The following is a 22790-nucleotide window of genomic DNA, read 5'->3' on the forward strand; positions in this document are numbered from 1 at the left end:
TGCACAATTTTGTCTAGAATTTGTGTATCCTGTAGAGAATAGTTGAATGAAGTTTAAACATTTTTTAAGGTAAGAATGTTCAATAAAGACGAGACATTAAGCGATGAGCACACCTTGACGATGTGCTATAACACTGGATAATTTGAATTACCACTTTTTCTGTTTTTGGTGTTCGTCATAATTAAACCAAGTTACCACACCTTTAGAGATAATAATATCGAGTTTTCCTTCAACAATATCGTATTGAGTTTCACCAATTAACATATGGCTGGTTGAACTCTTTTTCGTGTATTGATAAGTCCATTGTGTTTCATTTGAATTAAGTTCCTCTTGGCTTGTTGGTTTGCCAAATAGACTAATGATTTGGTCTTCAGTCGTTGAACCTTCGACTATATTTTTTACTTTTTCTTTAGTTAACGGAGTTCCTTGTTCTACAAAATTCTTTTGTGAACAGCTTGATAATATTACAATTGAAAATAATGCGATAAGGTATTTTGTTACATTTTTCATTATATTGTTGCCTGAGATGGTAATACTTTTATTAATAATCGCTAATAATAGCACATGTTGGGCAACGTTCAAGATGAAGAAATATTTATAATTTCTGGGAAAAATTAACTCATATTTAATCATAGCAAAATTGTTATTAAGCCAGAAACATGGAAACAACGATTTTGTTTCTATATGTTTCCATATTTTCTGTATTTTTGTTCAAATTCATTTCTTGCCTACAGCTTATTGTAAAATTTATTCTTTGCTCTGCCTGATTACACGCTTTATTGGTTGCTTTGTTTTCGAATCGATATAACGGCTAGGCCATATTTGATGGGGTTCTAAATTTAATGCTTTGGCAATAATGATCTCTCCTTTTGTCCATGGTCTAACTAATGCATTGCTGAGTGTTGATGAGCTTAAACCTGATTGACGTGATAGATTTGCAAGCGTTGTACCTTTCTTTTTTAGGGCGGCGATAATATCTGCTGGATGCCAATCATTAGACTTTATTTTCATTTTTTATTTCCTCCTAGTTTATAACCTTATATATCTATGTTATGCTCTAAAGTTACTAAAACAAGTAAGTTTTCAATTGAACTGAAATTGTTAATGATAAAGTATTTCTTATTTATTGTATCAAAGTTTCTTTAATTTCTATAATTTTTTCTTAAATATGTTAAAATGGGATAGTAAAAATGAAAGAGTGGTTCTCATCAAAAGAGCTATCAAGTATTGCAGGGATGCCGTCAACGATACAAGGTGTTAATCGTAAAGCCAGAGCTGAAAATTGGACAGCTCGAAAAAGAGCGGGTGTTCAAGGTAAAGCTTTGGAATATCATATTGGCAGCTTACCACTTAATGTTAAAAAAGCACTATATAGTGAAGAAGAAAGCGCTAACTATATCATTTCGCCGATCGAACCTTTACAACTTTGGATGACTGCATTTAAACAGCTATCTGCTGATGAACAATCTATTGTCTCCTCATGGTTGATGCGAAATGGTATCAAAGATTTTATTACTTTTATTAATAAACAGAAAAAAGATGATTAGTGTTATTGTATAAGCTGCGATATACTTTAACGTCCGTAAAATTTAGTTGCTATGGAATAAACAATGGAAAGTCAGTTTCAATTAACAAATAGTAAAGAGATTATTGCTTATTTAGCTCAACAATTCCCGAATTGTTTTACCCTTGAAGGTGAAGCAAAACCATTAAAAATTGGTATTTTTCAAGATATTCTTTCTCGTCTAGATGGTAGTGAAGCGCTTAGTAAAACTAAACTTCGTGCCGCATTGCGTGCATACACCATGAGTTGGCGCTACTTGTATAGTATAAAAGAAGGGGCTAATCGTGTTGACTTAGATGGCAACCCTCATGAAGTCATCACCCAAGAACAGATGGATCATGCTCAACAACAGTTGAAAGATAGCAAAGAAAAGGCTAAAGCGCGCTTTAAAGAACGCGCAAAAGAAAAACGTAAAACGACTCGTGCTCCTTTTAAAAAATCTAAAACTCCAAAAATTGGTGATTTTGTTAAAGTTATTGTAGGTAATAGACCTATAAAAGTACAAATTATTAATATTGAAAAAGAGCATATTAAAGTAAAGGTTGGTGCAGGTATGGAGTTAACAGTTAAACCTGAACACATTATCAATAAGTAGAGAATTTGAATGAATAAATTACTGAAAGGTATTATTGCACTTAGTCTTGTTTTCGGTATTGTTAGCCAAAACGTTCAGGCAAAACCACAAGCTAAAGAACAAATCCCAGTTTTGAAGCAAGATGAGATTCATCAGGTTGTCGCTAAACGTGTAACCAATTTTTTTACTCAATCACATTACCGCAATTTTGCCTTAGATGGTGTTTTTTCTGCTCAGATTTTTGATCGCTATTTCAAATTATTAGATGGAAATAAATCCATATTTATTCAAAGTGATGTTGATAAATTTCGAAACAGACAAGAGTTTTTAGGTCAGGAATTAATTGATGGTGATCTAAAAACGGCGTATGACATCTATAATCTTTTTTTACTAAAGCGTTATAACCGTTATCAATATGCTCTTGAAGTTTTACAGCGTCCTATGGATTTTTCTGCCAATGATGAAGTTGATTTCAATCGTGAAGAAATTGCATGGCCAACTTCTGAAGCTGAACTCAATACCTATTGGGACAAACGCGTTAAATATGACGAACTCAGTTTATCCTTATCAGGAAAAAATGAAAAGCAGATCCGGGAAGTATTAACTAAACGTTACAATCGTGTTTTGAAAACGATAATGCAATCAAATAATGAAGATGCTTTCCAAGTATTTATGAATGCATTTGCAAGAGAGATCGATCCTCACACTAGCTATTTAGCGCCACGTAAAAAACGCGATTTTGACTCTGAAATGAGTTTATCATTCGAAGGCATTGGAGCTACATTAAGTCAGCAAGATGATTATACAGTGATTATGTCTTTTGTTACCGGTGGTCCTGCTGAAAAAAGTAAGCAACTTTCTGTAGGGGATAAAATTATTGGCGTAGGCCAAAGCAATTCTGCAATTGAAGATGTTATTGGTTGGCGTTTAGATGATATTGTCGATAAAATTCGTGGACCAAAAGGGACTGTCGTTAAGTTAGAAATTTTACCAGCAGGTAACAATAGTAAGGCCAAAGTCATTGAGCTTACTCGAGATAAAATTCATTTTGAAGATCGCGAGGCAAAATTAAAGATTATCGATAATCCGCGCGGTAAAGTAGGTATTATTGAAATACCAAGTTTCTATTTGGGACTTACCGAAAAAGTTCAATCACTTTTATCGAAAGCAAATAAAGAAAATTTACAAGGTTTGGTTATTGATTTACGTGATAATGGTGGTGGTTCATTAGCCGAAGTTATCACTTTAACTGGTTTATTTATTGATAGCGGGCCTGTTGTTCAAGTTCGAGATAATTTGCAAAAAGTCATTACTTATGATGATAAAAATAAAGGTATCGAATATACCGGTCCACTTGTTGTGATGATTAATCGCTATAGTGCATCAGCATCAGAAATATTTTCTGCCGCTATGCAAGATTATGGACGTGCATTAATTGTTGGTGAAACGACTTATGGTAAGGGAACTGTACAAACATCACGTAACATTTCTTATCCAGTTGATGCAAGGTTACATCCAAATTGGCCTGAACTGGGCGGTGCTCAATACACTATTCAGAAGTTCTATCGTATTAATGGCGGTAGTACACAATTGAAAGGTGTTGAACCAGATATTGAAATGAATAGAGTTAAATATGTTGATGAGACAGGTGAACGGTTCTTAGACAATGCGTTACCTTGGGATAAAATACCATCAGCTAATTATTTGACTCTTGCCAATATTAAGCCGTTGTTACCTGATTTAGAAGTTAAACATTTGGCTCGAATTTCAAAAAATCCTGAATTTATCTATATTGATGAAGATATTAAGCGGTTTAATGATAAAAAAGATCGTCAATATATTGTCTCGCTTAATAAGAAAAAACGAGAAGCAGAACAAAAAACTAATGATGATCGTGATTTAACCAGAATGAATGAACGTCTAAAGAAAGCAGGTTTACCATCAATTACTAAATTAGATGATTTACCTAAGGACTATAAACAACCTGATGCTTACTTAGATGAATCAATCGAGATACTTCTTGATTTTGCATCTAAATATCCAAAAATTGAAAGTAGTGGCCCTATTAACAAGATTATTTCGTTTGATTTGCCAATCGAAAAGACTAATTAATTATAAAAAATAATTGGAGATAATAAAATGTGTTCAGATATAAAATATGCTTTGCTCACAACAGTTGGTATACTCGCTGTTTTAGCCACATTTGGTATTATTGTTTGTATGAATTAAAAAAGCTTGATTAATTATCTTGTGATCATTATAGTATGCAGCCTGCTTGAAAAGGCAGGTGCTAATAATTAGGTGAGGTGTCCGAGTGGTTGAAGGAGCACGCCTGGAAAGTGTGTATACGGCAACGTATCAAGGGTTCGAATCCCTTCCTCACCGCCATAAATAGTTAGTCATTAAAGGGTGGAACATTAGGTTCAACATTGTTGTTAGAAGCATACTGTCAAGATTACTCTAGCAAAACCCACTGAAGGCAGTCGCCTAAAATGACAAATAACACCTTCCTCTCCTAAAGCATTTGGAGTCATTATGGAAAACTTACGCACAGTTCAGGACTTTATACGCTGGACAGCATCGCAACTTAATCTATCAGATGTCTTTTTAGGGCATGGTACGGATAATCCTATTGATGAATCTAAACAACTCATTTTAGCAACATTAGGACTATCGTTGTTTATTCCTACGGAATTTTATTCGGCAAATCTGACTAATGATGAAAAAAATCAACTTTTTGATGTTATTCAAAAACGAATTAAAGATCGCGTACCAACTCCTTATTTAACCAATCAAGCTTGGTTTTGTGGCCATTCTTTTTATGTCGATGAACGTGTATTAATTCCTCGTTCTCCTATTGGTGAACTCATCAATAATCATTTTGAACAGATAATATTTACTGAGCCTAAAAATATTTTAGATTTGTGCACAGGCAGTGGGTGTATTGGTATTGCTTGTGCTTATGAGTTTGCTGATGCTCAAGTTGATATCACTGATATTTCATTAGAGGCATTAGATATTGCACAAACAAATATTGAAATGCACGAAATGGATTTTCGAGTTAAGCCTATTTTATCAGATCTATTTAATGATGTGCCTGCAAAACAATATGATCTAATTGTCACAAATCCGCCTTACGTTGATAGTGAAGATATGAGTGATTTGCCCGATGAGTTTTTATATGAACCGAAATTAGCATTACAGGCGGGCTTTGACGGTTTAGATTTGGTAAAAACAATTTTACGAGATGCGATGGATTATTTAACTCCAGAGGGTGTATTAGTCTGTGAAGTTGGCAATAGCTGGATTAGCTTACAGCAACAATATCCAGATGTCCCATTTAATTGGATTGAATTTAAGCATGGTGGTCTGGGCGTATTTTCGATCACCTATGAAGAGCTAGTTCAATATCATGACTGTTTTAAATAAGCTGCTTTCAATAATTGGAATAAATTTATTATGGCTGGAAACTCAATCGGAAAATTATTTAAAGTGACCACATTTGGTGAGTCACACGGCATAGCATTAGGATGTGTTGTCGATGGTGTTCCTCCTGGACTTGCATTAACTGAATCCGATATGCAACATGATCTTGATCGCCGTCGGCCGGGTTCATCTCGCTATACTACTCAGCGGCGAGAAGCCGACCAAGTTAAAATTTTATCTGGCGTATTTGAAGGTGTAACAACAGGTACAAGTATTGGGTTACTTATTGAAAACACTGACCAACGTTCTCAAGATTATAGCAAAATTAAAGATATCTTTAGACCAAGTCATGCCGATTATACTTATCAAAATAAATATGGCATACGCGATTATCGTGGCGGCGGTCGTTCTTCTGCTCGTGAAACTGCCATGCGCGTTGCTGCTGGCGCGATTGCCAAAAAATATCTGCAAGAAAAGCTTGGCATAACCATTCGTGGTTATTTGGCACAGATGGGCGATGTAAAATGTGAATTAAAAGACTGGCAACAAGTTGAACAAAATCCATTTTTTTGTGCTGATGAAAGTAAATTAGAGGCGCTTGATCAGTTACTCAGAACATTGAAAAAAGAAGGGGACTCAATTGGGGCTAAAGTTTGCATTGTTGCCGAAAATGTTCCAGTAGGACTTGGTGAACCTGTATTTGACAAATTAGATGCTGAACTTGCACATGCGTTAATGAGTATTAATGCGGTGAAAGGTGTTGAAATTGGTGATGGTTATGCAGTTGTTAATAAACGAGGCAGTGAAAATCGAGATGAAATAACTAAGCAAGGTTTTTTATCTAACCATGCTGGTGGTATTTTAGGAGGGATTAGCTCAGGACAAACGATATTAGCCAGTATCGCCTTAAAGCCAACCCCCAGTATTGAAATTGCAGGGCAATCAATCAATATTCATGGCGAAACCGTTGCAGTATCAACTCATGGTCGACATGATCCGTGTGTAGGAATTCGTGCAGTACCTATAGCCGAGGCGATGGTTGCTATTGTGCTAATGGATCATTATCTTCGCTATCGCGCTCAATGTAATGATGTCAATTCGCTATGAGTTATGAGTTACTTATCTTACTGTTTATTATTGCTACTTTAGCAGGTTTTATTGATTCAATTGCCGGTGGCGGAGGTCTATTAACTGTGCCGACTTTACTTGCAGTTGGACTGCCGCCAGCCAGTGCCTTGGCAACCAATAAATTACAAAGCTGTGGTGGTTCATTTTCAGCTAGTTTATATTTTATTCGTCAGCATATGGTGGATTTAAAACAGCAAAAATGGGCAATCATGTTTGCTTTTATTGGATCGGCAGTTGGAACATTGTCGGTTATGCATGTCCAAGCTGATTTTTTAAAGCTATTACTACCTATTTTAACCATTGGCGTGGGACTTTATTTTTTGCTTTCTCCAACCATTGGTGAAAACGATCGTAAAAGTCGCTTTTCAGTTATCCAATTTGCACTAATACCAGCTTTGGCAATTGGTTTTTATGATGGATTTTTTGGGCCTGGCGCGGGTTCATTTTATGCGTTAGCCTATATCACACTGGCTGGCTTTAATTTAACTAAAGCCACAGCACATACTAAAGTGTTAAACTTCACTTCAAATTTAGCCGGTTTACTGTTTTTTATTATTGGTGGCGAAGTGATATGGTCAATTGGACTTGTCATGTTAGTTGGTCAATTTATAGGTGCAAGACTTGGCGCTAAGATGGTCATTGCTAAAGGTCGCAAATTAATCAGACCAATGTTAATTACTGTTTCAACGCTTATGAGTATAAAATTAATTTACGAAAACTTCTTTTAATTGCTCACCATTTTAATCATTAATATTTGTTTTTCATCACTATTTTATAGCGCAACAAAATCGTTGTTAAAAACTTTCAGGAAAGTATGTGTTTGAGTATAAAAACGATAACAATTATTTACTTCACTTAAATATGATTTAGTATATATTTGTGTTAAGCAAGATAGTTTGTGTTAAGACATTAACTGATATTATGAAACTCCAACAACTACGCTATATTTTAGAAATTGCACGTTCAGGCTCAATTAATGAGGCTGCTAAAAATTTGTATATTACACAACCGAGTTTATCAACGGCGGTAAAGGATTTAGAAGCTGAATTTGGTATTGAAATTTTTGTACGTACCTCCAAAGGCGTTTCACTTTCGAGCGATGGTGTTGAGTTTTTAGGTTATGCTAAACAAGTTTTAGATCAGGCTGAGTTATTGCAACAACACTATTCAAAAAAAGCACCGTCTAAGCAGCTATGTAGTATATCTACCCAACATTATGCTTTTGCGGTTAATGCTTTTGTTAATTTAATAAAAAAAAATCATACAGATGAATACGAGTTTACACTCAGAGAAACAAGAACATACGATATTATTACCGATGTTGCTAATTTACGCAGTGAAGTTGGCATCTTATATTTGACTGATTTTAACCAAAAGGTAATTTTGCGACTACTGAAAGAACATCGATTGACCTTTAATCCACTTTTTGAAGCGCATCCTCATGTATTTATTAGTACTCATCATCCATTAGCGGAAATGAAGTCATTAACGTTAGATGATTTAGAGGATTATCCTTATCTCTCTTTTGAGCAGGGTGAATATAACTCATTTTATTTTTCCGAAGAGATTTTAAGTACGGTTTATCATAAAAAAAGTATTCATGTCAGTGATAGGGCAACTTTGTTTAATCTATTGCATGGACTTAGCGGTTATACCATAAGTACAGGGGTTTTAAGTACCGATTTAAATGGCTCTGATATTTTATCAATACCGTTAGATGTAGATGAAAAAATCCTAATTGGTTGGATCACATCGCAAAAAGCTCAACTAAGTCTATCAGCCCAAAATTATATTGAGGCGTTAAAAAAACTTATTCAAGAAGAGTACGGTTTTGCACTCAAGTAAATCCTGTGGTTAACTAAGTAAATCAAATTGCTATTTTAATAAATTTCAGTATAATTACGCAGTTCATATAGAACTATATGAAAATAGCGAGGAGTGTCTGAATTAGAGATCGGTCACTCCACATTTTATTTTGATTTTAAGAGGTTTGTTATGTCTCTAACTGTAGAAACTAAAGCGAAAATTGTTGCTGAATATGGTCGTGATGCTAAAGATACTGGTTCAACTGAAGTTCAAGTTGCTCTTTTAACTGCACGTATTAATGATTTACAAGGTCATTTTTCTGAGCACAAAAAAGATCACCATAGCCGTCGCGGTCTATTACGTATGGTGTCTAGCCGTCGTAAATTATTAGACTATTTACGTCGTAAAGATATTGAACGTTATAGCCAATTAATTAAAAAGTTAGGTTTACGTCGCTAATTCATCATCTACTTGAAAAGAGGCTTAGGCCTCTTTTTCGTTGTGAAAAATTGACACTCTGATATAATACAGAGCTCGAAAAAATTAATATTTTATGTAAGTCAACAAAGTAAAGATTGTATCTCATGTTTCGCGCGACTAATGAGAGCTCTATAATTTATAGATTTGTCATTAGTCGTGACAGTGAAATAATCTTTTTGTTGAATTTATCCCCACATTGTTGAAGAGAGTATCAATAAGTGCAGCATAATGCTGCTTCCTGTCGAAATATCAAACTTCAACATAATAAATAACAAGAGGACATTATTTTGTTTAATCCGATTCATCAAAAATTTCAATATGGTCGTCATACTGTTACTTTAGAAACAGGTATTATGGCTCGTCAAGCAACGGCAGCTGTTATGGTTAATATGGATGACACCGCTGTATTTGTTACCGTTGTTGCCAATAAAAAAGTGAAAGAAGGTCAAGACTTCTTCCCACTAACAGTTAATTACCAAGAACGTACCTATGCTGCTGGGCGTATTCCTGGTGGTTTTTTTAAACGAGAAGGTCGCCCAAGTGAAGGTGAAACCTTAATTGCACGTTTGATTGACCGTCCACTTCGCCCATTGTTCCCAGAAGGATTTGTTAATGAAATCCAAATTATTGCAACCGTTGTTTCAGTTAATCCTGATGTGAGCCCAGACTTAGTTGCTATGATCGGTGCTTCTGCTGCGCTTTGCTTATCAGGTGTGCCATTCCATGGGCCTATCGGTGCTGCGCGTGTCGGCTTTATCAATGATGAATTTGTCTTAAATCCATCTGTGAAAGAGCTTGCAACAAGTCGTTTAGATTTAGTGGTTGCAGGAACTAAAAGTGCAGTATTAATGGTTGAATCTGAAGCTGATTTACTGACTGAAGATCAAATGTTAGCCGCAGTAGTATTTGGTCATGAACAACAACAAGTTGTTATTGATAATATCAATGAATTTGTAGGAAAAGCCAATTGTGAAAAATGGGATTGGGTAGCGCCAGCTAAAAACGAAGTGCTATACAATGCCATTGTTGAACTCGCAAAAGAGCGCCTAGGTGAAGCTTATCGTATAACCGAAAAACAAGCGCGCTATGCTCAAATTGATTTAATCAAAGAAGAAGTATTAGCCGCACTAAAAGAACAAAATGAAGAATTAGATGAAAACGAAGTTATCAATATCATCGTCGATTTAGAGAGCCAAATTGTTCGTAAGCGTGTTATTGCCGGCGAACCTCGTATTGATGGTCGCGAAAAAGATATGATTCGTGCGCTTGATATCCGTACAGGTGTTTTACCAAGAACGCATGGTAGTGCTTTGTTTACACGTGGTGAAACCCAAGCATTAGTTACTGCAACTTTAGGGACAGAGCGTGATGCTCAGATTATTGATGAATTAACGGGTGAATATACTGAACGTTTCTTACTTCATTACAACTTTCCACCCTATTCTGTTGGTGAAACAGGCATGGTTGGATCACCAAAACGCCGTGAAATTGGTCATGGTCGTTTAGCTAAACGTGGTGTTGCAGCTGTAATGCCAAGTCGTGAAGAATTTCCATACACTGTCCGCGTTGTGTCAGAAATTACCGAATCAAATGGTTCATCTTCAATGGCTTCTGTTTGTGGGGCTTCACTTGCACTAATGGATGCTGGCGTGCCAATTAAGTCATCGGTTGCTGGTATTGCAATGGGGCTGGTAAAAGAAGGCGAGCAGTTTGTGGTATTGTCAGATATTCTTGGTGATGAAGACCATCTTGGTGATATGGACTTTAAAGTAGCAGGTACGCGTGAAGGCGTTAGTGCATTACAAATGGATATCAAAATTGAAGGTATCACTAAAGAAATTATGCAAGTGGCACTTAATCAAGCGAAAGGTGCACGTTTACACATTTTAAGTGTAATGGAACAAGCAATTAATAAACCTCGTCAAGAAATATCAGAATTTGCACCACGTATTTATACGATGAATGTAAATCCTGATAAAATCCGCGATATTATCGGTAAAGGTGGCGCAACTATTCGAGCCTTAACCGAAGAAACAGGAACAACTATTGAAATCACTGACGATGGTACAGTTAAGATTGCCGCTTCAGATGGTAATAAAGCGAAAGATGCCATGGCGCGTATTACTAATTTAGTTGCTGATGTCGAAATTGGTAAAATTTATGCAGGAAAAGTAACTCGAATTGTTGATTTTGGTGCTTTTGTCTCTGTTATTGGCGGAAAAGAGGGACTTGTCCATGTTTCTCAAATTGCTGATCATCGAGTCGAAAAAGTGGCTGATTATTTAAAAGTAGGTCAAGAAGTGAATGTGAAAGTACTCGAAATTGATCGCCAAGGCAGAATCCGTTTAAGCATGAAAGATGCTGTTGAGTCGACAGTAGACGTTGCTCCGACTGCAGAATAAAACTGTGATTCACGTCACTAGGCTAGGGGGGGAGAAGTGAAATTATTCAACCTGAGGACTGTATACTGCTTTTTGTTAGTTGTTATTCTTTTGTCGGGTTGTTCTCATTCTCAGCCTTTGCTGGCTGTGCCTGAGCAAGTTTCATATGATGATGAATTAAAAATTGCTCAGATCAGCCAACAGTTATCACGAAAAGATCTTGATACTGTAACGCGAATGCAACTTATCTTTGAGCGTGGTATTGTTTACGATTCATTAGGTTTTAAAGCCTTTGCACAAAGCGATTTTTCGTATTTGTTAAATTTTAATCCAGAAATCCCTGATGTTCATAATTTTTTAGGGACTTATGCGCTTAGAGAAGGTAATTTTGATGAAGCTTTAACATCGTTTAATACAACCTTAGAGCTTGATCCTACTTATGCTTATGCTTATTTAAATCGGGCAATTGCGTTATATCGTACAGGGCATTATCAAGCAGCCGAGCAAGATGCATTGCAGTTTTATCAATATGATGTGAATGAACCTATTAGGATTTTATGGCTTTATCTGATTGAGAAGGAGATCAACAATAAAGTTGCCCAAAATGAGCTACAAAAACGTTATGATCTGATTAATGATAAAACGATTTATAGTAGCAATATTGTTGCATTTTATTTAGACAAAATAAGTGAGTCTAAATTAATGCAAAACCTTCAACAAGGTGCTGAAAATAATCGGCAGTTAGCCGAGCGCCTTTGTGAAGTCTATTTTTACTTAGGTAAGTATTATCAAAGTAAAGGTGACAACGAGCGTGCCAAAATGTTATTTAAATATGCTTTAGCCAATAATATTTATAACTATGTTGAACATCAACAGGCACTCTATGAAATGAAGTTACTTGAAGAAAAGTAACAAGGGTCATGCCAGTTTTAAAAGTGAAAATATTGTTATAGCGTAGTTCTGATTTGCCAAATAACATATTCTCAACATTTGTAATGCAGTTAACTTTATCTTAGATTATATAAGCATTAATTAGCTTTAAATTTAAGTTGTTTCTATATCGAATAGTTGTTGAGTCAATATCGGCAGTTAGTTATTGGGGTGAGTTGTAAATTTTCAATTTAGTGAGCTGGCATAAATTTATATCTGCTTTCTTTATTTGGTTTAGCAAAAATAAGAGGAATCTTAATTGATATTGGTTAATCATTATCAATCTTTTTGCTAACTAAATAAGCAAGCTTATATATTCAAAGTTTATAAGCGAGTTTACATGACAAAAGACGTTTCTTTTATTGACCTTGGTTTATCCGAGGATATCCTTAATGCATTAAATGATCTTGGTTTTAACAAACCATCACCTATTCAATCTGAATGTATACCTCTATTATTAGCAGGTAACGATGTATTGGGAATGGCGCAAACGGGTAGTGGTAAAACTGCCGCATTTTCAATTCCTTTCTTGATGAATATCGATGCAAGCTTAAAAGCACCACAACTTTTAGTGCTAGCTCCAACACGCGAACTGGCTATGCAAGTTGCAGATGCTTGTTCTGAATATTCAAAATATATGAAAGGAGTAAAAGTACTAGCTTTATATGGCGGGCAGCGTTATGACGTGCAATTACGTGCGTTAAAACAAGGGCCACAAATAGTGGTTGGTACACCAGGGCGTTTGCTTGATCACTTAAATCGTAAAACACTAGATCTTTCCAATTTGAAAGGTTTAGTACTTGATGAAGCTGACGAAATGTTAAGAATGGGCTTTATTGATGATGTTGAAAGCATCATGGCAACGATACCCGAAAATCATCAAACAGCATTATTTTCAGCAACGATGCCCGCGCCAATTCGCCGTATTACTAAACGATTTATGCATAATCCTAAAGAAGTTCAAATTAAAGGTACTAAACAAACGGCACCTGATATTGACCAAAGCTATTGGCTTGTTCGAGGTATGCGTAAAAATGAAGCGATTGTTCGCTTTTTAGAAGCTGAAGATTTTGACGCAGCGATTATTTTTGTTCGAACAAAATCGGCTACTTTAGATGTGGCAGAAGTGCTTGAAAAACACGGTTATAGTTGTGCCGCTTTAAATGGTGATATGACACAACAATTGCGTGAACAAACATTAGATCGTTTACGTAATGGTCGATTAGATATTTTAATTGCAACTGATGTTGCAGCTCGTGGTTTGGATGTTGAGCGTATTAGTTTGGTTATCAATTATGATATTACCTTAGATTCTGAATCTTATGTGCATCGTATCGGACGAACAGGTCGAGCAGGTCGAGCAGGTCGCGCTATTTTATTTGTTGATAGCCGTGAACGTCGCTTGCTTAAAAATATCGAACAAACGATCAAAAAACCGATTCCTGAAGTTGGCTTACCATCTAAAGAGCTGCTCGAAAAACGTCGTTTAACTAAATTTACGGAGCAAGTCCAAAAACAGTTAGAGAGTAGTGATTTAGATCAATACCAAAATTTATTAGCGCAAATACAAGCCGAAAGTGGTGCTGATCTTGAAACAATTGCAACTGCATTGCTCAAATTAGCACAAGGTGAACGTCCATTGATTCTTCCACCTGATCCGGTATTTAAGCCATCACGCGATAGTCGTGATCGAGATAATCGTGGTGGTGAGCGCCGTCTACGAGGAGATAACCGCGAAGCACCAAAGCGTCGTGAACGCCGAGATGTGGGTGACATGGATATGTACCGTATCGAACTAGGTAAAGAAAACGGTGTTGAAGTGCGTCATATTGTTGGAGCAATTGCTAATGAAGCCGATATTAGTAGCCGTTATATTGGTAATATCAAGCTTTATGATACTTATTCAACCGTTGAGTTACCAAAAGGCATGCCGAAAGACATATTAAAACACTTTGAAAAGGTAAGAGTGCTTAATCAACCAATGAAGATGAGCCTAGTTAATGGCACAATGTCCGAACCTAAGCGAGGTCGTAAAGGTAATAAATCTGATACATCTGATAAAGGATTTGCTAAAAAACGAGGTCGTCCTTCCGCTCCTAAATTTTAATGATATGACCTCTGCCGTCTGGCAGAGGTTTGTTCATTAGTAGTTTGTTGTTATATCCTGCTAACATTTATTCAGAAAACTAATTATATGGCTGGTAGGAATACTTCGGGTTGTTTACACTTCATGATGAAAATAATCATCTAAAAAGCTCATAAAACGTTTTACCTGTAATCGCTTAAACTTTTAGTTTTCTATCTTTTGAATGACTCATTATTTGCGGATTATGGCACATCGCCATTAAAGTACGTATTACGCTTTTGACTTACCCATTTATTTTAGGGCTGGTTGGTTTTGTGTATTTCTAATGGATACGATGGCGAGCGCACGTTTTAACCAATGAACGATGGCAAAGTCTCAATTTATCCCGAAACGGTATAGAATCCTGAATATTTTTTACAAAAAATATAACCTAAAAGGTGAATAGTTGGGTAAATATCCGATAGTGAGCACGCAACTCATCTAGAAAATGATGCTATCTGTTCTTGTGTTTTATATTCAATAGCAGTCATGTTATTGAATGTTTAATGAGATCTTTCAGTGCGATAAATAGTTGGACGATTAGCCATAAATATAAAGTAGTTAGCCAAATCAGAGACGTGATTTTTTATAGTATAAACACCGTATCGCTTGTTTGGGGGAGACGGCGTTATACAGTCGATTTTCAAATTACGGTAAACAACGCGAATAATTCCGATATATGACTTAAAAACTCAATCAAAATTTGTTAAAGCGGTTAGTTATCGAGTTATTATAAATAACAAAACTAAAACAAAACAGAGTTAGCACTTTGCCCTAAGTGATGATAGAGAGTATACTACTAGCAATATTAATGGCTAAACAGAGGTGTAGCATGACAGATTCTTTAAACAAATGTAAAGCAAACGAAACAGCAGCATGCTGTTGTGTGGATGTTGGTACAATAATTGACAACGAAGATTGTAGCGCTGAATATGAGCGTGTTTTTGCGACAGAATCTGAAGCTCAACAAAAGTTGGCATCATTAACACAAGCCGCCAAAGATGTTGAAACCGAGCCTTGCAAAATTGAAAGTAATATTGAAAAAATTAATGATGGTTTTAAATTATCAGTAAAATTCACTTTTTGCTGTGGTGCAGAATCCATGATTTTTCAATTAAAATTACGTTAATTAAATATTGATGAAAGTTTGTATTATGAGACATGGTGAAGCAGGATTTTCTGCTTCATCCGATTCAAGTCGAACATTAACAGATTATGGTATTATTCAGTCAAATCAAGCTGGAATATGGCTTAAACAGCAGGATTATCAATTTGATTTTGGCTTAGTGAGTCCTTATCTCCGAGCACAACAAACATTGACTGAATTATCATCGCATGTTCATGTTGAAAAAGTTGAAACTAATCAATTTTTAGTGCCCGGTGGTAGCCCATCTCATATTGTTGACGTATTAACATTATTGTTAGCTGATGGGGTTGATAATGTGATCGTGGTGTCGCATTTGCCATTGGTGGGATATTTAGTTAATGAACTGTGCCCGCAAGTTTCTCCGCCTATGTTTCCTACTGCTGCCATTGCTTGTATTAATTTATTGCCAGACTCTGCAGGAAAGCTTGAATGGTTTCATCAAGTGGAGTAAAAAAACTCAATCTTTTTGATTTACCTTTAACTGGTCGAACCTTAATTGAAGCATCGGCTGGAACAGGTAAAACTTATTCACTTGCCTTTATTTACTTAAGATTGTTACTTGGTATCGGTCAAAATAGTTATCCAAGACCTTTAGAAGTTAACGAAATTCTGGTTGTTACTTTTACTAAAGCTGCAACTCAAGAACTACGTTCCCGAATAAGAAAAAATATTCAAGAATTGCGAATTGGACTGCTACAAGGGCAGCATCAAGATCCGATTTATCAACAACTGATTGAGTTAATTGATGATCAAAAATTAGCAATACAACGGCTAACAGATGCTCAACAATCAATGGATGATGCGGCAATTTATACTATTCATAGTTTTTGTCAGCGTATCTTAACTAGCCATGCGTTTGAGTCTGGCGTTTTATTTGAACAAAAGCTAATTTCTGATGAATCTCAACTGAAATTAAGGGTAACACAAGAGTTTTGGCGTCACTACTTTACGCCACTTGATAAACAGCTTGCTTATTTAGTACTTGCAACATGGCAAGATCCAACCGCTTTATTAAAAGATATCAATCCTTATTTAAGTTTGGAACTTAACAATACTAACAAGGTAAATCCAGATATTGGTACAACAATTAAGGCATTTTACCAACAAAATTTTGAAAGAATTGAAAGTGTCAAACAGTCTTGGTTAGCCTTGTCTGATGAATTAGTCAATATCATTACGCAATCAGGTGTTAGCAAACAATCTTATAGTAGCCGACATTTACCCAATTGGGTAATTAAAGTATCAGCATGGGCTAATAGCGCAACTCACACGTTTGAATTACCAGATGAACTTAAAAAATTTAAGCAATCGGTATTAATCGAAAAGACAAAAGAAGGAAAGAGCGCACCTTGTCATTTTGTCTTTGAACAAATTGATGATCTATATTCACAACCGCTTGACTTACGTAGCCAAATCTTAATGGATATTGTCAGTGTGATTCAACAAGGGCTCTATAGCGAAAAAAGCAAAAATGGCGAAATGAGCTTTGATGATCTTATAGGGCAACTTAATCGCGCATTACAAGCAAAAACAGGTGAAAGATTAGCGCAAAGTATTGCGTCAAAATACTGCGTTGCTTTGATTGATGAATTCCAAGATACCGATCCCACGCAGTATCAAATTTTTAACCGTATTTATGATAACCAACGGCTAGATCGAGGTTTACTATTTATTGGCGACCCAAAGCAAGCGATTTACAGCTTTCGAGGGGCTGATATATTCACTTATCTAAAGGCTAAACAATCGACTGGAGAAAATTATTTTACCATGGATGTCAACCATCGTTCATCAGCTGCGATGGTTAAAGCGGTTAATCAATTGTTTGCTAATTGCAATAATCCATTTATATTTGAAGATATTCCTTTTTTACCCATGGAGGCAGCAAAACGCAATCAGCAAAAGTTTTTGCAAGTTAACAACCAAGAGTTTGCAGCATTAACTGCTTATTTACTGCCTGATGATATCGCTAACAATACAGATTATCAAGAACATATAGCAAGCTGTTGTGCTAATCAAATTGTGACTTTATTGTCTAATTCGACAATGTTAATTGATAATGAACAACAGCAACGACCTGTAACTACAGCTGATATTGCGATCTTAGTGCGCACTGGGCGTGAAGCCGAAATTATTCAACAAAAATTAGCTAATTGTGGCGTTAAAAGTGTCTATTTATCAAACCATAGTAGTGTCTTTTCTTCAATAGAGGCAAAAGATGTATTGAGCCTATTGCAAGCTGTCTTAATGCCTGAAAACGAAACAATGCTCAAGCTTGCATTAATGACCTCGCTATTAGGGCAAACCATGACTGAACTTGAACAAATCACTGATGATCAAGATAAATGGGAAAGTTTAGTGGAAGAGTTCAAACAATACCAAGCAATTTGGCAATACTATGGTGTGTTAGTTATGTTACGCCGAATGATGAAAAAACGTCATTTAGCTGAAAATATTTTAGCTCGCCAAGATGGTGAACGAATATTAACTAACTTAATGCATTTAGGTGAATTACTCCAAGAAGCGTCAAATGAATTAGATAGTCCACATGCGTTAATTCGCTGGTTGACAAAACAAATCGTTAGTCCCGACCCTAATTTAGAAAATCATCAGCAACGCCTTGAAAGTGATGAAAATCTGGTGAAGATTATTACCATTCATAAATCAAAAGGGTTGGAATTTCCGATTGTTTGGTTACCATTTATTTCGATGTGTCGTGCGTCGGACAGTCAATTTTATCATGATAAAGACAATGACTATCAGCTAACTTATGCATGGTTACTGACTGATGAGATCAAGCAACAGATAGAAAACGAACGTCTTGCCGAAGATTTACGATTATTGTATGTAGCCATGACCCGTTCGGTTTATCATTGTAGTATTGGGCTTGCCTCGTTGAAGAAAAACCAATCAGCGATTAATCATTTATTAAAAAGTGAATTACGATCAATTGCAAGTATAGCTAATCTGGTTGATGTTCAACTACCAATTGATAGCCAGCAGTATATTCCCCAAATTTTGCCAAACCAATCCTTATCGGCTAATGCGTTTTCACGTAACCTCTCGAGTGATTGGCGGGTCACAAGCTATACTGAGTTACAAAAACACAATCATACAGTATCGACTTACAATCCCGATATTATTAATGATTGGGATGAACTCCAACTTGAATCTGCTAGTGCTCCGTCAACTGATATACAATATGATATCCACCACTTTCCGAAAGGGGCATATGTGGGTACATTAATGCACAGCATTATGGAAGAGATCACACCAGATAATCTTGATGAATTATGTAATCAAATGGTAAAAAAACTCAATTTAGAGCCAGCATGGAGTGGTGTAGCAACAAATTGGATGCAACAAGTATTGACAACACAACTGCATGAGCCAAATTTAATATTATCGCAAGTATTAATGGGGCAACATATTAATGAATTACAATTTTATCTTCCTATACGTAAAACAGTAACTAGCCAGCAATTAGATAGCTTATGTAAAAAATATGATAGCTTATCAAGAATATGTCCTGAGTTGGATTTTGATTCGGTACAAGGCATGCTAAGGGGATTTATTGACTTAGTCTTTAAATTTGAAGGTAAATATTATGTGGTCGATTATAAATCTAATTGGTTAGGGGAATGCGCTGATTCTTATAATCAAGAAGCATTAGAAAAAGTGATGTGTGAACATCGCTACGACCTACAATATCAACTTTACTGTTTAGCCTTGCATCGCTTTTTAAAAGGTCGCTTAGCAAATTACCAATATCAAACCCATTTTGGGGGTGTTTACTATCTGTTTTTGCGTGGTATGCCAGAACATGGCATCTTTTACCATCTACCTGAGCAGGCGTTTATCGAAGAGCTTGATAAGCTATTTGAGGGTGATGTGTTAACTAATTAAAAATAAGGCACTAATTATTTGTGCCTTATTTTTTTAGAATTAAGTATTTTTAATTAACACTTAAAAATCAGTTGATAGTTATAATGCTTATCTGTCAGCAAAAATTCACGATGTACATTTGGTGTCCAAGAATCATCACCACCAATCCCCATATGATAAGCATCAATGCTGACATAGGCACATGACTTGGGTTCTAATAAATGACGGTGTGTTTTTGCCATTAGTTGCTCAGTGCCATATTGATTAATGTTGAATTTAAATTGCTGCCCAGTTATTGTCATCTCATTAAGTTGCAATTTTTTTACATCACAGCGTAAACCATTTTCACACGGGTAAATATAAGGTGTGTAAAGTTCGGCAAAAGGTAATGACCAATCACCAAAAATAGCCGAGGCTTTTCGATCAGGATAATTTTCATGAGGGCCTAAACCAAGCCATTTTACTTTTTTAGGGATCTGTTTTATTTGATAACTTAAACCAATTCGCGCGGGTGCTGGCATATCATTGGCAATATCAACTTGCACAGATAAAGTCAACTTGCCTTCTTGATCAAACAGGTGTTGCCATCTACTTTGAATGACTTTTTTATTGTTAACGAAATATCCATGTAGTGCTTCAATCACAATTTTATCGGGTGATTGTGAGATATTTATGCCCAAACATTGATGAGTAAGGTTGTAATAACCAGCTGCCTTCCACTGTTCAATCCAAGCAAATGGATTATTATTACTATCAAAATCACCACTAATACCAATGTCATTATCAACAGGTGCACGAATAAACTGATCAGCAAAAGCCGAGGATAATAATGGTTTGTTTCCTTTTGTCCATTGGCAAAGCTGCCCTGTTATTTTATTAAATTGCCAACATTGGTTTTTATAATGAACAAGGTAATCATCTTGGGTTTCAGTCAATGTGAGCTTACTTTTTGTTTGGCAAAAAGCTAAGGGTGCAATATATGAATTAACTAGTCGCCACTGTTCCCATGCAACTATATGGCCAGCTGGTGACCATGGTGTCGCTTTATTTTGAATAACTCTTACTGATAAATGTAAGTCCTCACAGTGTAAATTGCTTGGTATATCGTTAAGTAGGGTAACTTGTAATGCACTATCGGGCTGAATATCAAGTTTAATTTTTCCGCTTTGATGTTTTTTCCCATTAATTAACAGTTCCCAATATAAACTTTCATTATTAGTATGGCGAAATAGATATTCGTTTGTAATATCAATAATCAACGGTTTTTGACTAATTAGCTTAAATTGGAATGGTTGCTGTACTTTTTTTGCTTCAATTAAACTAGGGTGAGAAGTCCTATCAGGAAACACTAATCCATCCAAGCAAAATTGCCTATCATGATAAGCTTCACCAAAATCACCACCATAAGCCCAATAACTTTCACCTGATTTTTTTTGACAACGTATACCATGATCAGCCCATTCCCAAATAAATCCACCTTGCAATCTAGGGTATTGTCTAAATGCTTGCCAGTATTTGTAAAAAGCACCTAGGCTGTTACCCATTGCATGGGCATATTCACATAAAATAAGTGGACGATTTTCATCAGGCATTGAGATCCATTTTTTTATTGCCCATTTTGGCACATTAGGGTGGGGCTGATCTTGTTCAACACGCGCATACATTGGGCAAATTATATCAGTGGCGGTAGTATTGGCACCACCACCTTCATATTGTACTGGGCGGGTTGGATCATTACTTTTGATCCAAGCATATAGGGCGTCGTGGTTTGATCCATGTCCTGATTCATTTCCGAGAGACCAGATGATAATGGATGGATGATTACGATCGCGCTGAACCATCCGTGTTACTCGCTCACTATAAGCAGCAAACCAGCTAGGATCATCAGATAGGCGAGACATAGGAAACATACCATGCGATTCAATATTTGCTTCATCAACTAAATACAAACCATATTGATCACAAAGATCATACCAACGTGGATCATTAGGATAATGGCTACAACGCACCGCATTAAAATTATGTTGTTTGATAAGCTTAATATCGTGTAGCATTGCTTCTTCGGTCAATGCATATCCTAAATCAGGGTAAAACTCATGACGATTTGTCCCTTTAATCAGTAGTGGATTACCGTTGAGACATAGTTGTCCATGTTTGATTTCAACGGTTCTAAATCCGATGTTATAAGCTTCTGATTCAATCAATCCTGTTTTTGTGTGATATAAACTCACAACAACACGATAAAGGTTTGGGGTTTCAGCGCTCCATAATTGTGGTTTGGTAATCGGTATCTGACAATGTAAGCGGTCAGTATATCCTCCCTTTTCATCAACAAAAGGTAGGCCTATCGATTGCATATGATTAACAATTAATTTATCTTGCTGCCATAATTCAATACCGACACTTAATAAATCCATATTTCCCGCATGTTGGACATCAACCTGTAGTGATAAAGTGGCATTTTGATAACAAGCGTCAAGTAAGGTGTCAATGTGAATATCACGTAAATGTGATTTAGGTTTATTTAGTAAACAGACGCCACGAAAAATACCACTTAATCGCCACATGTCTTGATCTTCAAGGTAACTTCCCTCACACCATTTTAAAACTAATACTGCTATGCGATTTTCACCGACTTTTAGAAAAGGTGTTAAATCAAATTCTGCTGCAATTCGGCTATCTTGTGAATAGCCAACCCATTTGCCATTACACCAAAGATGAAATGCAGAACTGACTCCATCAAATATAATTCTTGTATTACCTTTAGCAAGCCATTCTTTGGTGATGTTGATATATCGAGAATAACAGCCAGTTGGGTTTTCTTCTGGTATAAATGGCGGATTATAAGGAAATGGATAGCGAATATTAGTATAAACTGGAGCATCATAACCTTGTAGTTGCCAATTAGAAGGGACAGCAATGGTTGTGTTATCAACCTCTTTGTGTAACCAAGATTCAGGTACTTGTTTTGGGTTACAGTAATAGCTAAAAAACCAATCGCCATTTAGCGATAATATCGAATTGGAATTACTGTTATTTTTAGCTTGTTGCTTATCTCGCCAGCTATGAAATTTTGGATGAGTATCAAGTCGATTAATACTTAAAACAGATAAGTTATTCCAATCGTGCCGATTTATTATTTCATTGAAGGAAGGATACATATAGTTCACCCACTAATTTGGTTTGTTTATATAATGCTGATAACTGATCATTACTCGTATTATCATTGCGCTTTTATAAATTATAAATTACAGGTGATTAAAAACAGTGATGAAGTTAACATTTATGTAATCGTATACATTTTTATATAATATATGTTTTATTGTTTTGCAATTTTTTTAAGAATG

The 22790-nt window shown here is 35.9% G+C and carries 18 protein-coding genes and 1 tRNA gene; 16 read left to right on the forward strand and 3 right to left on the reverse strand.

The features are described 5' to 3' along the window. Window positions 1–147: 147 nt before the first annotated feature. On the reverse strand, window positions 148–510 hold the full coding sequence (gene bamE / locus GQ593_RS00500; RefSeq protein ID WP_160430134.1) for an outer membrane protein assembly factor BamE domain-containing protein: 363 nt from the start codon (window positions 508–510) through the stop codon (window positions 148–150). Between the two features lie 237 nt (window positions 511–747). Next, window positions 748–1011, reverse strand: coding sequence for a helix-turn-helix domain-containing protein (locus tag GQ593_RS00505; protein WP_160430135.1), 264 nt, complete (start codon window positions 1009–1011; stop codon window positions 748–750). 179 nt (window positions 1012–1190) lie between these two features. Between GQ593_RS00505 and GQ593_RS00510 the strand changes: the two genes are divergently transcribed. The 16 genes from GQ593_RS00510 (at window position 1191) to recB (ending at window position 19464) form a co-directional block, all read left to right on the forward strand. Then, complete coding sequence (locus tag GQ593_RS00510; RefSeq protein WP_160430136.1) at window positions 1191–1547, forward strand: DNA-binding protein; 357 nt, start codon at window positions 1191–1193, stop codon at window positions 1545–1547. A 63-nt stretch (window positions 1548–1610) separates the two neighbouring features. Continuing rightward, a complete protein-coding gene (proQ, locus tag GQ593_RS00515) occupies window positions 1611–2159 on the forward strand; it encodes an RNA chaperone ProQ (protein WP_160430137.1) in 549 nt (182 codons plus the stop codon). A gap of 9 nt (window positions 2160–2168) precedes the next feature. After that, complete coding sequence (prc, locus tag GQ593_RS00520; protein ID WP_160430138.1) at window positions 2169–4250, forward strand: carboxy terminal-processing peptidase; 2082 nt, start codon at window positions 2169–2171, stop codon at window positions 4248–4250. A gap of 27 nt (window positions 4251–4277) precedes the next feature. Further along, window positions 4278–4367 (forward strand): cytochrome bd-I oxidase subunit CydH, encoded by a 90-nt coding sequence (gene cydH, locus GQ593_RS00525; RefSeq protein WP_143421848.1) that lies wholly within the window; start codon window positions 4278–4280, stop codon window positions 4365–4367. Window positions 4368–4438: 71 nt separating this feature from the next. Then, window positions 4439–4526 (forward strand) — tRNA-Ser (locus GQ593_RS00530). A gap of 147 nt (window positions 4527–4673) precedes the next feature. Further along, the gene (prmB, locus tag GQ593_RS00535; protein WP_160430139.1) at window positions 4674–5567 is read left to right on the forward strand and encodes a 50S ribosomal protein L3 N(5)-glutamine methyltransferase; all 894 of its coding nucleotides are present in this window, start codon (window positions 4674–4676) and stop codon (window positions 5565–5567) included. Window positions 5568–5597: 30 nt separating this feature from the next. Continuing rightward, on the forward strand, window positions 5598–6671 hold the full coding sequence (gene aroC / locus GQ593_RS00540) for a chorismate synthase (protein ID WP_160430140.1): 1074 nt from the start codon (window positions 5598–5600) through the stop codon (window positions 6669–6671). Further along, window positions 6668–7420, forward strand: a complete 753-nt coding sequence (locus tag GQ593_RS00545) for a TSUP family transporter (protein ID WP_160430141.1) — start codon at window positions 6668–6670, stop codon at window positions 7418–7420. The genes aroC and GQ593_RS00545 overlap by 4 nt, the downstream gene beginning before the upstream one ends. A gap of 193 nt (window positions 7421–7613) precedes the next feature. Beyond that, the gene (locus GQ593_RS00550) at window positions 7614–8537 is read left to right on the forward strand and encodes a LysR family transcriptional regulator (RefSeq protein WP_160430215.1); all 924 of its coding nucleotides are present in this window, start codon (window positions 7614–7616) and stop codon (window positions 8535–8537) included. Window positions 8538–8687: 150 nt separating this feature from the next. Further along, window positions 8688–8957: a 30S ribosomal protein S15 gene (rpsO, locus tag GQ593_RS00555; RefSeq protein ID WP_160430142.1), complete on the forward strand. Its 270-nt coding sequence runs from the start codon at window positions 8688–8690 to the stop codon at window positions 8955–8957. Window positions 8958–9265: 308 nt separating this feature from the next. Next, complete coding sequence (gene pnp / locus GQ593_RS00560; RefSeq protein ID WP_160430143.1) at window positions 9266–11380, forward strand: polyribonucleotide nucleotidyltransferase; 2115 nt, start codon at window positions 9266–9268, stop codon at window positions 11378–11380. A gap of 36 nt (window positions 11381–11416) precedes the next feature. After that, the gene (gene nlpI / locus GQ593_RS00565) at window positions 11417–12271 is read left to right on the forward strand and encodes a lipoprotein NlpI (protein ID WP_160430144.1); all 855 of its coding nucleotides are present in this window, start codon (window positions 11417–11419) and stop codon (window positions 12269–12271) included. Window positions 12272–12629: 358 nt separating this feature from the next. Further along, complete coding sequence (locus GQ593_RS00570) at window positions 12630–14396, forward strand: DEAD/DEAH family ATP-dependent RNA helicase (protein WP_160430145.1); 1767 nt, start codon at window positions 12630–12632, stop codon at window positions 14394–14396. Between the two features lie 850 nt (window positions 14397–15246). Then, window positions 15247–15543, forward strand: coding sequence for a YfcZ/YiiS family protein (locus GQ593_RS00575; RefSeq protein WP_085247387.1), 297 nt, complete (start codon window positions 15247–15249; stop codon window positions 15541–15543). A gap of 10 nt (window positions 15544–15553) precedes the next feature. After that, window positions 15554–16012: a phosphohistidine phosphatase SixA gene (sixA, locus tag GQ593_RS00580; protein WP_085247388.1), complete on the forward strand. Its 459-nt coding sequence runs from the start codon at window positions 15554–15556 to the stop codon at window positions 16010–16012. After that, entirely contained in the window at window positions 15991–19464 is a 3474-nt protein-coding gene (gene recB / locus GQ593_RS00585; protein ID WP_160430146.1) for an exodeoxyribonuclease V subunit beta, read from the forward strand. Before sixA ends, recB begins: the two co-directional genes overlap by 22 nt. 53 nt (window positions 19465–19517) lie before the next feature. Here the strand turns inward: recB and GQ593_RS00590 are convergent, their stop codons facing one another. Beyond that, window positions 19518–22604, reverse strand: a complete 3087-nt coding sequence (locus tag GQ593_RS00590) for a beta-galactosidase (RefSeq protein WP_160430147.1) — start codon at window positions 22602–22604, stop codon at window positions 19518–19520. Window positions 22605–22790: the final 186 nt, after the last annotated feature.

The organism is Gilliamella sp. Pas-s25, from assembly GCF_009795885.1.
In the GTDB taxonomy this organism is placed as follows: domain Bacteria; phylum Pseudomonadota; class Gammaproteobacteria; order Enterobacterales; family Orbaceae; genus Gilliamella.

What these genes read in the sequence shown, in the direction of transcription:
- bamE (WP_160430134.1), bottom strand. Translation starts at nt 510, where the DNA reads ATGAAAAATGTAACAAAATACCTTATCGCATTATTTTCAATTGTAATA.
- GQ593_RS00505 (WP_160430135.1), bottom strand. Translation starts at nt 1,011, where the DNA reads ATGAAAATAAAGTCTAATGATTGGCATCCAGCAGATATTATCGCCGCC.
- GQ593_RS00510 (WP_160430136.1), top strand. Translation starts at nt 1,191, where the DNA reads ATGAAAGAGTGGTTCTCATCAAAAGAGCTATCAAGTATTGCAGGGATG.
- proQ (WP_160430137.1), top strand. Translation starts at nt 1,611, where the DNA reads ATGGAAAGTCAGTTTCAATTAACAAATAGTAAAGAGATTATTGCTTAT.
- prc (WP_160430138.1), top strand. Translation starts at nt 2,169, where the DNA reads ATGAATAAATTACTGAAAGGTATTATTGCACTTAGTCTTGTTTTCGGT.
- cydH (WP_143421848.1), top strand. Translation starts at nt 4,278, where the DNA reads ATGTGTTCAGATATAAAATATGCTTTGCTCACAACAGTTGGTATACTC.
- prmB (WP_160430139.1), top strand. Translation starts at nt 4,674, where the DNA reads ATGGAAAACTTACGCACAGTTCAGGACTTTATACGCTGGACAGCATCG.
- aroC (WP_160430140.1), top strand. Translation starts at nt 5,598, where the DNA reads ATGGCTGGAAACTCAATCGGAAAATTATTTAAAGTGACCACATTTGGT.
- GQ593_RS00545 (WP_160430141.1), top strand. Translation starts at nt 6,668, where the DNA reads ATGAGTTATGAGTTACTTATCTTACTGTTTATTATTGCTACTTTAGCA.
- GQ593_RS00550 (WP_160430215.1), top strand. Translation starts at nt 7,614, where the DNA reads ATGAAACTCCAACAACTACGCTATATTTTAGAAATTGCACGTTCAGGC.
- rpsO (WP_160430142.1), top strand. Translation starts at nt 8,688, where the DNA reads ATGTCTCTAACTGTAGAAACTAAAGCGAAAATTGTTGCTGAATATGGT.
- GQ593_RS00570 (WP_160430145.1), top strand. Translation starts at nt 12,630, where the DNA reads ATGACAAAAGACGTTTCTTTTATTGACCTTGGTTTATCCGAGGATATC.
- GQ593_RS00575 (WP_085247387.1), top strand. Translation starts at nt 15,247, where the DNA reads ATGACAGATTCTTTAAACAAATGTAAAGCAAACGAAACAGCAGCATGC.
- sixA (WP_085247388.1), top strand. Translation starts at nt 15,554, where the DNA reads ATGAAAGTTTGTATTATGAGACATGGTGAAGCAGGATTTTCTGCTTCA.
- recB (WP_160430146.1), top strand. Translation starts at nt 15,991, where the DNA reads ATGGTTTCATCAAGTGGAGTAAAAAAACTCAATCTTTTTGATTTACCT.
- GQ593_RS00590 (WP_160430147.1), bottom strand. Translation starts at nt 22,604, where the DNA reads ATGTATCCTTCCTTCAATGAAATAATAAATCGGCACGATTGGAATAAC.